This window comes from Rhizobium sp. R693 (assembly GCF_002211315.1).
GTDB lineage: Bacteria > Pseudomonadota > Alphaproteobacteria > Rhizobiales > Rhizobiaceae > Rhizobium.
In genome coordinates this window covers 307,279-322,039 of the sequence record NZ_LOKY01000012.1, presented here as the reverse complement: position 1 = coordinate 322,039, position 14,761 = coordinate 307,279, and the positions used below count along the sequence as shown (strand labels likewise).

Annotated in this window: 13 protein-coding genes; 5 read left to right on the top strand and 8 right to left on the bottom strand. The window is 61.1% G+C overall.

The window, feature by feature from the left end:
* Nucleotides 1-105: 105 nt before the first annotated feature.
* The 8 genes from pncB to ATY79_RS13435 all read right to left on the bottom strand — a co-directional run bounded on the left by pncB (nt 106) and on the right by ATY79_RS13435 (nt 9,514).
* Nucleotides 106-1,410: a nicotinate phosphoribosyltransferase gene (gene pncB / locus ATY79_RS13470; RefSeq protein WP_088690993.1), complete on the bottom strand. Its 1,305-nt coding sequence runs from the start codon at nt 1,408-1,410 to the stop codon at nt 106-108.
* 171 nt (nt 1,411-1,581) lie between these two features.
* A complete protein-coding gene (locus ATY79_RS13465; RefSeq protein WP_088690994.1) occupies nt 1,582-1,851 on the bottom strand; it encodes a hypothetical protein in 270 nt (89 codons plus the stop codon).
* A gap of 83 nt (nt 1,852-1,934) precedes the next feature.
* Nucleotides 1,935-2,894, bottom strand: coding sequence for a glyoxylate/hydroxypyruvate reductase A (locus ATY79_RS13460; RefSeq protein ID WP_088690995.1), 960 nt, complete (start codon nt 2,892-2,894; stop codon nt 1,935-1,937).
* An 8-nt stretch (nt 2,895-2,902) separates the two neighbouring features.
* Nucleotides 2,903-4,540: an ABC transporter ATP-binding protein gene (locus tag ATY79_RS13455; protein ID WP_088690996.1), complete on the bottom strand. Its 1,638-nt coding sequence runs from the start codon at nt 4,538-4,540 to the stop codon at nt 2,903-2,905.
* Nucleotides 4,537-5,685, bottom strand: a complete 1,149-nt coding sequence (locus ATY79_RS13450) for an ABC transporter permease (protein ID WP_088690997.1) — start codon at nt 5,683-5,685, stop codon at nt 4,537-4,539. Before ATY79_RS13450 ends, ATY79_RS13455 begins: the two co-directional genes overlap by 4 nt.
* Nucleotides 5,685-6,779: a microcin C ABC transporter permease YejB gene (locus ATY79_RS13445; protein WP_088704126.1), complete on the bottom strand. Its 1,095-nt coding sequence runs from the start codon at nt 6,777-6,779 to the stop codon at nt 5,685-5,687. Before ATY79_RS13445 ends, ATY79_RS13450 begins: the two co-directional genes overlap by 1 nt.
* 168 nt (nt 6,780-6,947) lie before the next feature.
* Complete coding sequence (locus ATY79_RS13440) at nt 6,948-8,786, bottom strand: extracellular solute-binding protein (RefSeq protein ID WP_088704125.1); 1,839 nt, start codon at nt 8,784-8,786, stop codon at nt 6,948-6,950.
* Nucleotides 8,787-8,899: 113 nt separating this feature from the next.
* Nucleotides 8,900-9,514 carry a TetR/AcrR family transcriptional regulator gene (locus ATY79_RS13435; protein ID WP_088704124.1) on the bottom strand — a complete coding sequence of 205 codons (615 nt, stop codon included), beginning with the start codon at nt 9,512-9,514 and terminating at the stop codon, nt 8,900-8,902.
* A 51-nt stretch (nt 9,515-9,565) separates the two neighbouring features.
* Here ATY79_RS13435 and ATY79_RS13430 point away from each other — a divergent pair, with 51 nt between their 5' ends.
* The 5 genes from ATY79_RS13430 to ATY79_RS13410 all read left to right on the top strand — a co-directional run bounded on the left by ATY79_RS13430 (nt 9,566) and on the right by ATY79_RS13410 (nt 14,744).
* The gene (locus ATY79_RS13430; protein WP_088704200.1) at nt 9,566-10,138 is read left to right on the top strand and encodes a hydrolase; all 573 of its coding nucleotides are present in this window, start codon (nt 9,566-9,568) and stop codon (nt 10,136-10,138) included.
* Nucleotides 10,139-10,255: 117 nt separating this feature from the next.
* Entirely contained in the window at nt 10,256-11,326 is a 1,071-nt protein-coding gene (mepA, locus tag ATY79_RS13425; RefSeq protein ID WP_088704199.1) for a penicillin-insensitive murein endopeptidase, read from the top strand.
* Nucleotides 11,327-11,418: 92 nt separating this feature from the next.
* Entirely contained in the window at nt 11,419-11,799 is a 381-nt protein-coding gene (locus ATY79_RS13420; protein WP_088704123.1) for a methylglyoxal synthase, read from the top strand.
* Between the two features lie 35 nt (nt 11,800-11,834).
* Nucleotides 11,835-12,860 (top strand): glucokinase, encoded by a 1,026-nt coding sequence (locus tag ATY79_RS13415; RefSeq protein ID WP_088704122.1) that lies wholly within the window; start codon nt 11,835-11,837, stop codon nt 12,858-12,860.
* Between the two features lie 96 nt (nt 12,861-12,956).
* Nucleotides 12,957-14,744, top strand: coding sequence for an ABC transporter ATP-binding protein (locus tag ATY79_RS13410; protein ID WP_088691003.1), 1,788 nt, complete (start codon nt 12,957-12,959; stop codon nt 14,742-14,744).
* Nucleotides 14,745-14,761 lie beyond the last annotated feature (17 nt).

Genomic DNA, 14,761 nt, shown 5'->3' with positions numbered 1-14,761 from the left:
CCATCGGCAGCCCGCGCCTTGCCTCCTAGATGGGGACCGTGACCGCGTTTTGCCAGCTTGTATCTCGCTCCCGGCTCGGCTCTGAAGAGATTGCGCAGGCAGCGCCTAGACAAGCACCGCCTGATCGACGCGATCTTCGGATCCGAAGAACTTCAGGTACCGCTGAACCTCGGCCGGGTCGCCGGTCGCCTTCTGCGGATTGTCTGACAGTTTGACGGCGGGGCGGCCGTTGGCGTCGATGACCTTGCAGACGACAGAGATGGGATTGAGCCCGGAGATCTCGGTCGGCGCGCAGCCGGCAAAATCGTTGGTGAGGTTGGTGCCCCAGCCGAAGCTCATGCGCACCTTGCCTTCGAAGTGCTTGTAGGTGTCGATGATGGCATCCACATCAAGCCCGTCCGAGAAGATCAGCAGCTTCTGGCGCGGATCGCGGCCCATCTTCTTCCACCATTCGATAATCTTCTCACCGCCTTCGATAGGCGGCGCGCTATCCGGGCGGAAACCCGTCCAATCAGCGACCCATTCGGGCGCATCGCGCAGGAAGGCGGTGGTGCCGAAGGCATCCGGAAGGACGATCAGCAGGTTTCCGCCGTAGAGCTTGTTCCAGTCTCGCAACACCTTATAGGGCGAACGACGCAGTTCCTCGTCGGTTTGGGCAAGTGCCGCGGCCACCATCGGCAGCTCGTGGGCGTTCGTGCCCACGGCTTCGAGATCGGAATCCATGGCGAGCAGGACGTTGCTGGTGCCCGTGAAGGCGGGACCAATGCCTTCCTTCAGCGCCTCGACACACCAGCGCTGCCACAGGAAGCTGTGGCGGCGGCGCGTGCCGAAATCGGAGATGCGTAGCCCCGGCAATGCGCGCAGGCGCTCCACCTTTTCCCACATCCGTGCCTTGGCACGGGCATAGAGCACATCGAGCGTAAACGGCCCGAGCGCCTTCATGGCGGAGCGCGACCGAAGCTCGTTGACAATCGCGAGTGCTGGAATTTCCCACATGGTCGTGTCCTTCCACGAGCCGTGGAAGTCGAGTACATATTGGCCATCGCGCTTCGACAATTCGTATTCGGGCAGCTGGAAATGCGAAAGCCAGGCCAGGAATTCGGGCTCGAAGATCTGCGCGCGCCCGTAGAAGCTGTTACCCGCGAGCCAGATCATCTCTTTCTTGGAAAGGCGCAACGAACGCGCATGATCAAGTTGCTCGCGCAGCTCGCCCTCATCGATCTCTTCGGCCAAAAGCACGCGTTTGGTGCGGTTGATCAGCGTGAATGTGGCGTTGACGTCAGGATAGAGCTTCCAGATCATCTGCAGCATGAGCAGCTTGTAGAAATCTGTGTCGATCAGGCTGCGAACAATCGGATCGAGCTTCCAGGTGTGATTGTAAACGCGCCTTGCGATATCGGTCTTGGCCATGAACTCCGCCCATTCCCAAACCGGACACATCGCGTCATAAGCCGACGCACGAAGACCGGCTCGTGCGCTTTCTTATCGAAAAATCAGCCGGTAAAGTCCAGAGCAATCAGAAAAGCATCCCGCCGGCCGTCCGGCAGGATGCCTTTTGTGACCGCCTGACCCGCCCCGTTCCTATTGCGCGGGGGCATTCGGCGTAGCCGGTGCCGGCTGTTGCGATTGAATCTGCTGTCCAGGTTGCTGCGAAACGACCTCCGCGGCCTCCTTCTTGCCCCAGATTTCAACGGGGATCCATACGATGAAGGCAAGCGCCAACGCGACGATCAGAACCATGAGAACTCGGGTGCCCATGCGACCTTGCCTTGCCTTGACTGGCGAAATCGTCTCTTCGGCGTGGAGCTTGCCGTCGGGCTTTTCCCAGCGCGCTTCCGTCTGCTGAGCCATGCCTTCCTCCTTCCGCGTGAGCTTTATCAGCCCTGCGCTTCATCTCGGAGGAAAACGAACGGCACGCGGCATGGTTCCTGCCGTCAGTAACCTCTCTGCCGGTCGACGACGAATTGCAGAGGCTCACCGCTCTCGTAGCGGGCGATTTGGCGCTCGACGTGCCGGAAGAGTGCTGTCTCATCGGATACCGCCGCATCGTGCGGCGTGATGAACACATTCTCCAGCCCCCAGAGCGGATCATCGGAGGGCAGCGGCTCGACGGCGAAGACGTCGATCGAGGCGCCACCGAGCACGCCGCCCTGAACCGCGGCGACAATGTCGCTCTGCACCTGGCTCTTGCCGCGGCCGGCATTGATGAACACCGGTTTGCCGAGCGCGCCGCCCTGCCGCAGCTTTGAAAACAGCGCCGCATTATAGAAGCAACTGGTCTCGGGCGTTAGCGGCAGAAGGCCGACGAGAACATCCGTCCTGGACAGGAAATCGTCGAGCTGACCGAAATCGAATGTCTCGACGCCGTCGATCTCCTTGCGGCTGCGCGACCAGCCGATGACGTTGAAACCCATCACCTTCAGCTTGTAGGCCGCATCCTGTCCGAGCACGCCGAGGCCCATGATGCCGACGGTGATCTCGGCAGCTTCCGGCGGAACCAGCTTGCCCCAGATGCGCGCGCGCTGATCTTTGTCGTGCTGATGCTGCTGCCGGAGATGCATGAGGCACTGCATCACCACCCATTCGCTCATTCGTGTCGTCAGGCTGCGGTCGGAGAAGCGAACGATCGGGACGTCAGGCAAGCCCGGCAGGTTCATGAAGCTGTCGACCCCGGCGCCACCCGAAAAGATGACCTTGAGATTGGGGGCGCGGCTGAAAAGATCCGCGTCCGGCTTCCAGAGAAGCGCATAGTCGATGTCGGTCAGATCGCGATCCCTGTTTGTGGGATCGGCGAGATTGATGCTGCCGCGATCCAAAAAGGACGTCTTGAGGATGCGGGCAACGGTGTCGGGGTCGAACTTCAGATCGACGAGAATGGGTGGTTTTGCGGACATGATAGTCTTTACTGTTGGACGGCGGGTGTCGGAACCGCCTCGATGTTGAAGGCAGCAGCCATCAGCGCCTTGGTATAGTCGTCCTTGGGCGCACTGAAGATCTTGGCGGAAGGTCCTTGTTCGACGACCTTGCCGAAGCGCATGACGATGACGTCGTTCGCCAGCGCCTTCACCACCTTCAGATCGTGGCTGATGAAGAGGTAGGCGAGATCATGCTTCTTCTGCAGGTCGCGCAAGAGGTCGACGACCTGCGCCTGGACGCTCATGTCGAGCGCGGACGTCGGCTCATCCAGCATCACGAAGCGGGGTTTCAGCACCATGGCGCGGGCAATGGCGATGCGCTGGCGCTGTCCGCCGGAAAACTCGTGCGGATACCGCCAGCGGGTCAGCGGATCGAGCCCGACTTCCTCCAGCGCCCAGCAGACCCGCTGGTCGCGTTCCTCGTAAGAGAGCGACCGCTCATGCACCTTGAGCCCCTCGGCGATAATGTCGCCGACGGACATGCGCGGGCTGAGCGAGCCATAGGGATCCTGGAAGACGACCTGCAGCTGGTTGCGGAGAGGCCGCATTTCCGTAAACGAATAGCTGGCTATATCCTTGCCGACGAAGCTGATCCGGCCCTGTGACGAAATCAGCCGTGTCAGCGCAAGGCCGAGCGTTGTCTTGCCGGATCCGGACTCGCCGACGACGCCGAGCGTTTGGCCGGCGCGCAGCTGAAGGTCGATGCCGTCGACGGCCTTTACATGATCGACGACCTTCCGCATGAGCCCGGCCTTGATCGGAAACCAGACGCGGATATCCGATCCCTGCATCACGATGGGCTTCGAGGGATCGGTACGCGGCGGCTCGCCACGCGGCTCGGAGGCCAGGAGATGCCGGGTGTACTCGTGCTGCGGATTGCGGAAGACCTCTTCCACCGTGCCGGTCTCGACGATCTTGCCCTTGGTCATCACGCAGACCCGATCGGCGAACTTGCGCACGATGCCGAGATCGTGAGTGATGAACAGCATGGACATGCCATGCTGGCCCTTGAGCTGTCGCAGCAGTTCGAGGATCTGCGCCTGCACGGTGACGTCGAGCGCCGTCGTCGGCTCATCCGCGATCAAAAGCTCCGGCCGGTTGGCGAGCGCCATGGCGATCATCACGCGTTGCCGCTGGCCGCCGGAAAGCTCGTGAGGATAGGCCTTCAGCCGCTTTTCCGGCTCGCGAATGCCGACCTGATTGAGGAGTTCGAGAATCCGCGTGCGTGCGGCCTGTCCTGTCACGCCCTGATGCAGCTCGAGAATCTCGGCGATCTGCTTCTCGATCGTGTGCAGCGGGTTGAGCGAAGTCATCGGCTCCTGAAAGATCATCGTGATGTCGTTGCCGCGCACCTCGCGCAACGCCTTGTCGGATGCCTTCAGGAGGTCCTTGCCCTTGAACAGGATTTCGCCAGAGGGATGGCTGGCCGCGGGGTAGGGGAGCAGCCGCAGGATCGAGTTGGCGGAGACCGACTTGCCCGACCCGGATTCGCCCACCAGCGCCACGACCTCGCCCTTTCGGATATCGAAGGAGACGTGATCGACAGCAATCGATGTATCGCCGCCCTGGTGGAATGCTACCGAGAGATCGCGAACGGACAGCAGTGTTTCGGCAGCGTCACTCATTGAAACGTCTTCCTGGGATCGAATGCATCACGAACCGCCTCGCCGATGAAGATCAAGAGCGACAGCATGATCGACATGGTGAAGAACGCCGTCAGCCCGAGCCACGGCGCCTGCAGGTTGGCCTTGCCCTGCGCGATCATCTCGCCGAGCGAAGGGGAGCCCGGCGGCATGCCGAAGCCGAGGAAGTCGAGCGAGGTCAGCGTCGTGATCGAGCCCGACAGGATGAACGGCAGGAAGGTCAGCGTCGCCACCATCGCGTTCGGTAGCAGGTGGCGCCACATGATCGTCCGGTTGCCGACGCCCAGCGCTCGCGCCGCCCTGACATATTCGAAATTGCGGGCCCGCAGGAATTCGGCGCGCACCACACCGACGAAGCCGACCCAAGAAAAGAGCAGCATGATACCAAGCAGCACGAAGAATCCGGGTGGCAGGATCGCCGCGATGATCAGGAGAATGTAGAGCACCGGCATCGACGACCAGATCTCGATGAAACGCTGCAGCAAGAGGTCCGTCCAGCCGCCGAAATAGCCCTGGATCGCGCCGGCGGTGACGCCGATGACGGCCGAGCAGATCGTCAGCACCAGGCCGAACAGCACGGAGATGCGGAAGCCGTAGATGACGCGGGCAAGCACATCACGCGCCTGATCGTCCGTGCCGAGCCAGTTGAGATTGCCGAAGTTGCAGCCTGGATCGGCCGTGCCCTGCGGATATCCGGAGCAGCGCTTTTCCTTGCTCATCAGCCAGAAGGGCGCGGTCGGCGCAGAATGCGGGATATTCGAGTTGACGGAGCGATAGGAGTAGTGGATCGGCGGCCAGATCATCCAGCCATTGGCGTTGATCTCGTCCGTGATGACGTCGGAGCGGTAATCGGTCTCGGCCAGGAAGCCACCAAACTTCTCTTCCGGATAGTTGACCAGGACAGGGAAGAGGATCTCGCCCTTGTAGGAAGCGATGATCGGCCGGTCGTTGGCGATGAACTCGGCAAACAGGCTGAGCACGAATAGGACAAGGAACAGCCACAAGGACCAGTAGCCACGGCGGTTCGCCTTGAAGTTCTTCCAGCGGCGGACGTTGGTCGGCGACAGCAGTCCCTTGCGCGGCGGCTTGGCCGGCGTTGCGGTCGTCGGATTGGCGGCGGTGTCCATCAGACGTCCCTCCGCTCGAAGTCGATGCGCGGATCGATCCAGGTGTAGATCAGGTCGGAAATCAGGCTGACGAACAGGCCAAGCAGCGAGAAGATGTAGAGCGTCGCAAACACGATTGGATAGTCGCGGTTGACCACCGACAGATAACCGAGCCGCCCCAGGCCATCGAGCGAGAAGATGTTCTCGATCAGCAGCGAGCCGGTGAAGAAGGCGGAGATGAAGGCGCCGGGGAAACCGGCGATGATGATCAGCATGGCGTTGCGGAACACGTGGCCATAGAGGACCTGCCGTTCGTTCAGCCCCTTCGCGCGGGCCGTCACCACATATTGCTTCTTGATTTCTTCGATGAAGGAATTCTTGGTGAGCAGCGTCGTCGTTGCAAAGGCGGCAAGCGAAAGCGAGATCAGCGGCAGCGTCAGGTGCCAGAAATAATCGAGCGGCTTCTGCCACCAGGCGAGCTGGCCGAAATTGTCGGAGACGAGGCCGCGTAGCGGGAACCAGTCGTAGAAGGATCCGCCGGCAAAGAGCACGATCAGCAGGATACCGAACAGGAAACTCGGGACCGCATAGCCGATGATGATGACGCCCGAGGTCCAGACGTCGAAAGTCGAGCCGTCCTTGACAGCCTTGCGGATGCCGAGCGGGATCGAGATGCCGTAGGAGAAGATCATGATCCAGACGCCGAGCGAGGCCGAAACCGGCAGCTTCTCCTTGATCAGGTTCAGCACCGAGGTGTTGCGGAAGAAGCTTTCGCCGAAATCGAAGCGGATGTAGTTCCACATCATTTCGCCGAAGCGCGTCAGCGGCGGCTTGTCGAAGCCGAACTGCTTTTCGAGCTTGGCGATCAATTCAGGATCGAGCCCCTGGGCGCCGCGGTATTTCGAGCCGCCTTCATCAAGGCCTCCGCCGCCGAGAAGATCGCCGCCGCCACCCGAAAGCCGCGAGTCCGCACCCTGCGCATCGCCGGTCAGCTGCGCAATTACCTGCTCGACCGGACCGCCGGGGGCGAACTGGATGACGGTAAAGGAGATGGCCATGATGCCGATGATCGTCGGGATCATCAAAAGCAGGCGGCGAAGGATATAGGCACCCATCAGTAAAGGCCCTTCCGGGAGAGCTTGCGTCTTGCGCTGTCCAGTCTATCGCCGTTCAATCCGTGCGGTCTCCTTGTCGTGTGGCCAGGCGCGCTACGCCTTGCCCTGATTCGCATCGTTCATTTGGAGCCCACTCACACCGGCAATGCAAGCCTGCTCGCCGGCCGCCTATTTCGCGTCTTTCGACCACCAGACATCAGGGAAGCCGGTCGCGTAGGTCGGATATTCGGTCGGCCGCGTGATGGTGTCCCAATAGGCGATCGACTGCGTGCCGCGATAAAACAGTGGCACCACATAGTGCCCCGCCAGGAGCACGCGGTCGAGCGCCTTGATCGCCGCCACCTGTTCGTCGCGGTTGGGGGCGAAGATCACCATGCGGATCAGCGCATCGATCGCCGGATCGGCGATGCCCGCATAGTTGCGTGAGCCCTGCTGGTTGGCCGATCCCGATCCCCAGTAGTCGGCCTGCTCGTTGCCGGGGTTCATCGTCTCCGCCCACACGTTCCAGATCATGTCGTAGTCGAAGCTGCGCACCCGGTTGGTGTATTGCGAGGCATCCACGGTCCGCACACGCGCATCGATGCCGATCTTCTTCAGATTGTTGGTATAAGGCACTGCCCAGCGTTCCAGCATCGGGCTGGACAGCAGGATCTCGAAGCTCATTGGCTTGCCGGTCTTGGTGTTGACCATACGGTTGCCCTTGATCTCCCAGCCGGCTTCCTTGAAGAGCCCGATCGCCTTGCGCAGGTTGTCGCGGCTCTTTTGCGGATCACCGCCGACCGGATTGGTATAGGGCGTGGTGAAGACCGCAGGCGACAGCCTGTCCTTCAGACTTTCAAGGATTTCAAGCTCGCGGCCTTGGGGCAAGCCGGAGGAGGCGAGCTCGGTGTTCCAGAAATAGCTGTCGATGCGCTTGTAGGTGTTGAATGCAACGGTGCGGTTCAGTTCCTCGAAGTCGAAGCCGTAGTTCAGCGCCTCGCGAACCTTTTCATCCTTGAAGATATCGCGGCGCGTGTTCGGTACCAGGGCTTGCATGATGCCGGTGGCGCGCAGTGCGTTGGGGACGTCTTCCTTCTTCACGCGCCCGTCCTTGACGGCCGGGAAATCATAGCCGGTCGCCCAGCGTGCCGCCTGCGTTTCCTGCCAATAGTCGCTATTGCCGGCCCTAAAAGCCTCGAACTCCACGTCCCGGTCGCCGTAATAGGTGTAGGTGATCGAGCCGAAATTGTTCTGGCCGACATTCACGTTGAGATCCTTGCCCCAATAGTCGTCGCGCAACTCGTAGCGGATCGTCGCGCCCGGCGCGAAGGCAGCGATCTTGTAGGGGCCGGATCCCATCACAGGCTCGAGCGTCGTCTTGGAAATGTCACGCGGCTTGCCGTCCGGCCCCGCGCCCTCCCACCACCAGTGCTTAGGCACGACGGTCAGCTGTCCCAAAATATTGGGAAGCTCCTTGTTGTTTTTCTCGTCGAAGGTGAAGGTCACGTCGCGTTCGCCCGTCTTCTCGGCCTTTGCGACATGCTTGTAGTAGTTGGACAGGAGCGGATTGAGCTCCTTCGATTTGTCGAAACTGAAGACGACGTCATCAGGCGTCACCGGGCTTCCATCGGCCCACTTGGCTTCCTTGCGCAGCCGGAAGGTCGCGCTCGATACGTCCTCGGGAAAAGAAACGCCTTCCGCCAATAGCCCGTAGGAGGCGAGCAACTCGTCGTCGGCCGATTTCATCAGCGTTTCGAAAGGCAGCGTCAGGCCGACCGCCGCTTCCCCCTTCGCAAGCAGCGGATTGAAGGTGTCGTAGGTGCCGGAAGCGGAAAGCCGCAGATTACCGCCCTTCGGCGCATCCGGATTGACGTAGTCGAAATGCTTGAAGCCCGGCTTGTATTTCAGCTCGCTGATGACCGAACTGCCGATCTGGAAATTTGGCTCCTGGGCGACAGCCTGCAAGGGCAGGGCCATTGCGCCGAGAAGAGAAAGGACCACACCAAGTTTCGACCACGTAAGCGCCATTCGCCAACCCCGATTGTTTTTCTGCTTTCGCCGACAATAGGCGAAAAGCAGGCGAAAAACAGGTGAGCCAACAGTTTTTGTCCGGCTCGCGGGATCGTGACCAATGCTCCCCGTCAGGTCGTCGTTTCCTCCAGCCTTTTGCGCAGCATTCCGCGCAGTTCCGCCACCATGCGTGGGTCGCCTCCGATATCCGGATCGTGCGCGGCAGTCACGATGATCCGAAGGAGTTCGAGCACCAGCGCCGCCAGCAGGTCCACGTCGTCGCCAATCGACGGCACGGCCTTCCTCAGCAGTGCCGTGATATTGCCGCGCAGTTCAGCCCGCGATTGCACCTTGCGTTCCTTGGGAATGTCCCTGCGCGCCGCCAGCACCGGAAATTCGCGATGCTCCTCCAGAAAGGCGCCAAGTCGGGCGAATATCGCGTCGCCGATCTCCGCCGCGCATTTGCCGTCCACCTTTGCATGCAGATCCACCAGCGCCGCATTGAGCTGCCGCAGCCGTTCGAGATGCAGCGCTTCCGCCAGAAGCATCTTGGTCGGGAAGAACTGGTAGAGCGAGCCGATCGAGGATTTCGCCTCAGCGGCGATCTCGGTCATCGTCGCGGCTTCGTAGCCTCTATCGAGAAACACCTTGGCCGCCGCCTCGGTCAGAACGGCGACGCGTTCCCGCCCGCGCTTCTGTTTCGGCGAACGGCTCATCGGATCGGGGCTTGATTTTTGTGAGGTCATCCTCATATTTCCAATTGTGAGGATTTCCTCATGTTTATTCCGGAGTCTTTCATGTCCCTCTACGATCCCAAGACCACGGCCCTGATCTCCATCGATCTGCAGGGCTTTATCATTTCCAGGCCCGTGACACCCCATTCCGCCCAGCAGGTGATCGAAAATACGGCCGCAATCGCGAAGTCGCTGAAATCCGCCGGCGGCACCACGATTTTCGTGACGGTCGGATTTTCCGCAGACTATGCCGATGCTGTCAACCAGCCGACCGACGAGCCGGCGGCCTTCCCACAGGGTGGACTGCCGGCCGAAGCCCTGCGCGAGCCGCCCGAGATCGCGGCCCTTGCGCCCGACGTGCGCATCACCAAGCATCAATGGAGCGCCTTCTACGGGACTGAAATGGACCTGCAACTGCGCCGGCGCGGCATCAAGACCGTTATTCTCACCGGCATCGCCACCAATTTCGGTGTTGAAGCCACCATCCGCGATGCCTTCGCGCATAACTATGCGGTCATCGCCGTCGAGGATGCGATGACGACGTTCTCAGGTGAGATGCAGACCTTTGCCTGTGAGCGCATCTTCCCGCGCCTTGCCCGGGTGCGCAAAACCGCCGACATTCTCGCGAACGCCTGAGCCTCACACGCTGCCCGAGCTGGCATGGGTGAAAACATCGATTCACCAAAATTGCTTTTCACGATAGATTCGATCGCAAATCACTCGGCCGCGCGCCGCAGACGCTCAGGACATGGCATGGCTCTCCATACCACCAGGACTTTTCAGACATTTTTGAAATTGGCATTTGCCGGCATGCTCGGTGCAAGTCTCGTCGCCGGCGATGCCGGCGCCGAAGATAAGCAGCCGAGTCCCGGGAGCGCCAAGGCCATTTTCGGCTCCGTCTCTCTGCCGAGCCAGGGCGCAGCTCAGCCTTATGGCTTCTACGCGAAAGGTTGCATGTCCGGCGCCGTGGCGCTGCCGATCGATGGACCCACATGGCAGACCATGCGGCTTTCGCGCAATCGCCGTTGGGGCAATCCCGCCATGATCTCGCTGCTGGAACGGCTGTCCCGTGACGCGGCAAAGTATGACGGATGGCCGGGCCTGCTCGTCGGCGACATCTCGCAGCCGCGCGGCGGGCCAATGTTTAACGGCCATGCGTCGCACCAGATCGGACTTGATGCCGACATTTGGCTGACGCCAATGCCCGCTCATCCGCTGAGCGTCGAGGAACGCGAAACGCTGCCCTTCACGACGATGCTGCAGAAGAATGCGTTCCTGACCATCAATCCCAATGTCTGGACCGAATCGCGTGCCAGGCTGTTGATGCGTGCGGCGAGCTATCCCCAGGTGGAACGGATCTTCGTCAATCCTGCCATCAAGAAGAAGATGTGTGACACCTGGACGGGCGATCGCACCAATCTCGGCAAGCTGCGCCCGATCTACGGCCACGACTCGCACTTCCACATCCGCATCAAGTGCCCGCCGGGCGCAACCGCCTGCAAGCCGCAAGCGCCAGTGTCCGCCGACGATGGATGCGGCAAATCGCTGGCATGGTGGTTCACGAAGGAACCATGGGCTCCGCCGAAGCCACCAAAGCCCGGCACGAAGCCCGTCAAGCCGCGCGAAGTGATGGTCTCTGATCTTCCGAACGCCTGCTCGGCGGTCCTCGCAGCACCGTCCGTTGACTCCATCCAGGCGGCGACGTTCGGTGGTGCCGCCGAGGCCCCGGCGGTCGCGCCGATGGCGGTGATGCCTGCCGCGGCGTCCGACGAGGGACTGCCTGCCATCGGGCCGGTGCCGGATGACAAGCCGTCCGTCGAGTGACGCATTGCCAGTGCTGGCGGCGGTCTTTCAAAAGACGGGCGCTTCGTATAGAAGCAGTCAAATCGATTGAATTTCAGGCGGAGGTCCTTTTCATGGCCGGCGGCAAGTGCCTTGCATTGATTGCGCATGACCAGAAGAAGGACGACATGGCGGAGTTCGCACGCCGCAACCGTGAGACATTCGCGAAATGGAAGATCGTTGCCACGGGCACGACCGGCGGCCGGGTTCTTGAGGCCGCTCCGAACCTCGATGTGACCCGCCTGAAAAGCGGCCCGCTGGGCGGCGACCAACAGATCGGCGCACTGATTGCCACCGGCGAAGTCGATGCGCTGATCTTTTTTGTCGATCCTCTGACACCGATGCCGCATGATGTCGATGTCAAGGCTTTGATGCGGCTTGCAATCGTCTACGATATCCCGATGGCGCTGAACGAAGCGACCGCCGACAAGCTTATTGCCACCCTTCACGCGTAACCGGCGCTTGATTGCGCGCACGTACGGAACCTGCCATGCCCCAGCTCGATACCAGCGACACCGCCATGCCTTTCCCAATCCTGATTGGCGATATCGGCGGCACGAATGCCCGTTTTGCGATCATCCCGGACGCCGCGGCAGAGCAGATCCATTTTCCGAATGTCCGCACCGCCGATTTCGAGACGATCGACGATGCGATCCGCAGCTGCATTCTTGAAAAGAGCAGCTTGCGACCGCGCTCGGCAATCCTTGCTGTCGCTGGCCCGATCAGCCGGGACGAGATACCGCTGACGAACTGCGACTGGGTTGTCCGCCCACGCACGATGATCGACGGCCTCGGCATTGAGGACGTGCTCGTCGTCAACGACTTCGAGGCGCAGGCACTGGCAATTGCCAACCTCTCTGACGAGAACCGCGAGCGCCTTGGCAATGCATCGGGCGAGATGGTCGCATCCCGTGTCGTCCTTGGTCCGGGTACCGGTCTCGGCGTCGGGGGGCTTGTTCATGCACGAGGCTCCTGGATTCCCGTGCCGGGCGAGGGTGGCCACGTCGATCTCGGGCCGCGCACCGCGCGCGACCTTCAGATCTTCCCGCATGTGGAGACGATTGAGAGCCGGGTTTCTGCGGAGCAGATTCTGTGCGGCCGGGGTATCGTCAACCTCTACCGGGCAATCTGCACGGCGGATGGTGTCGAGCCCGTCTACTCCGACCCCGCAGACATCACCTCACACGCGCTTGCCGCTACCGACAAGGTTGCCGTTGAGACGATCAGCCTGTTCTCGACCTACCTCGGCCGCGTTGCAGGCGACATGGCAATGATCTTCATGGCGCGCGGTGGCGTCTTCCTGTCAGGGGGTATCTCGCAGAAGATCCTGCCCGCGCTCAAGAAGCCGGAATTCCGGGCTGCGTTCGAGGACAAGGCGCCGCATTCGGCGTTGCTTGCGACGATCCCGACTTATGTCGTCACACACCCGCTTGCGGCGCTTGCGGGCCTTTCATCTTATGCCCGCAAGCCCGAGAGCTTCGGCGTCTTGACGGACGGCCGTCGCTGGCGGGCGTAGCGGTACTGGTCAAAACGCCGTCAACTCTTTATAGAGCCGGGCGAGAACGCGCAGCCATGACGACATGCGTGTCCTGACACACAGGAAGACTGATTTTTGCAAGCACCGGACATCCAGCAGAAGCCTCTAACGAGCGACAGCATCACCGGCATTTTGAAGCGCATTATCGCGGAAAACGGCCGTGAGCATCTGTGGGGCTATGTTTTTGCCATAAGCTGCCTCGTCATCGTTGCCCTGTCGACGGCGTATACTGCCTGGATCATGAAGTCGGTGATCAACGAGGCATTCGCAAATCGGCGTGCGGATATCGTCTGGGCGATCTGTTTTACCATCTTCATTGCCTTCGTCGCGCGCGGTTTTGCGAGCTACGGCCAGGCCGTGGTTCTGTCCAAGATCGGCAACAACATTGTCGCGCAGTATCAGCAGCGTGCCTATTCGCACCTGATGAAGCTGTCGCTCGGTTATTTCAACCAGACGCGATCGGCCCATGTTGTTGCGCAGCTCAACCAGAACATCAGCGGCATCCGCGATGTGATGAACCTGACGATCACGTCGACGGTGCGCGATCTCCTGACGTTCATCTCTCTGCTCGCCGTGATGATCATTCAGGATCCGCTGCTCAGCCTGGCGGTTTTCGTTCTGGCGCCACCTCTTCTTTACGCGTTGCGATACGTGTCGAAGCGGCTTCGCGTGGCAACCAAGGATGCGATCCACGTCAACAGCCACGTTGCCGGTGCGATGCAGGAGACCATCCAGGGTATCGCTATCGTCAAGGCCTTCACCATGGAAGCCCAGTTGGAGGACAAGGTTGACAGGCTCGTCGTGAGCGCCGAACGGCGTGCGAACCGGATCGCGCGACTGTCCGAACGAACGGCCCCGCTCACGGAAAGCTTCGCCGGTCTTGCCGTCGCCAGCGTTCTCGCCTACGCCGCTTACCGCACCATCTACAACAATATTCCGCCGGGCGCCTTTTTCTCGTTCGTAATGGCCTTGCTGCTGGCCTACGATCCCGCGCGCCGTCTTGCTCGCCTTCAGGTGCAGATGGAGCGTGCCGTCGTCAACGCCCGCATGATCTATGAATTCCTCGATACTGTGCCGCATCAGCGCGATGTGCCCGGCGCAAAGGCGCTCGTCGTCACACAAGCCAGGATAGAATTCCGTAACGTCTCCTTCGCCTACGGTGACGATGAAGTCCTGCGCGATGTCAGCCTCGTCGCCGATGGCGGCAAGACAACGGCGCTAGTCGGACCGTCGGGTGCGGGCAAATCGACGATCATTACGCTCATTCCGCGTTTCTACGATCCGAAGGCCGGGCAAATCCTGATCGACGGCCAGGACATTGCGCATGTGACGAAAAAGTCGCTGCGGGAGCAACTGGCCTATGTTTCCCAGCAGCCATATCTTTTCGAAGGGACGATCCGCGACAACATCCGTTATGGCCGCCAGGAGGCGACCGACGCGGAAGTCGAACGCGCCGCGCGTCTCGCCTATGCGCACGACTTCATCCTGGCGCAGCCGCAAGGCTACGACACGCCGGTTGGCGAAAACGGCGTGACGCTTTCAGGCGGTCAGCGCCAACGCCTTTCGATCGCCCGCGCTCTGGTGCGCAATGCTCCGATCCTGCTCCTCGACGAAGCGACCTCGGCGCTCGACACGGAGTCGGAAGCGGCCGTTCAGAAGGCGCTCGATGAGGCCATGGTTGGTCGGACCGTGGTCGTGATCGCCCACCGCCTGTCCACCGTTGTCCGCGCCGACAAGATCGTGGTCATGCAACAGGGCCGGATCATCGAAGAGGGCAATCACGACAGCCTTGCGCAGCGTAGCGACGGTCTTTACGCTCGCCTCAACAATCTGCAGAGGCCAGCCGCCTCGGATGCCCGCTGATAGGATGATCGACTGAC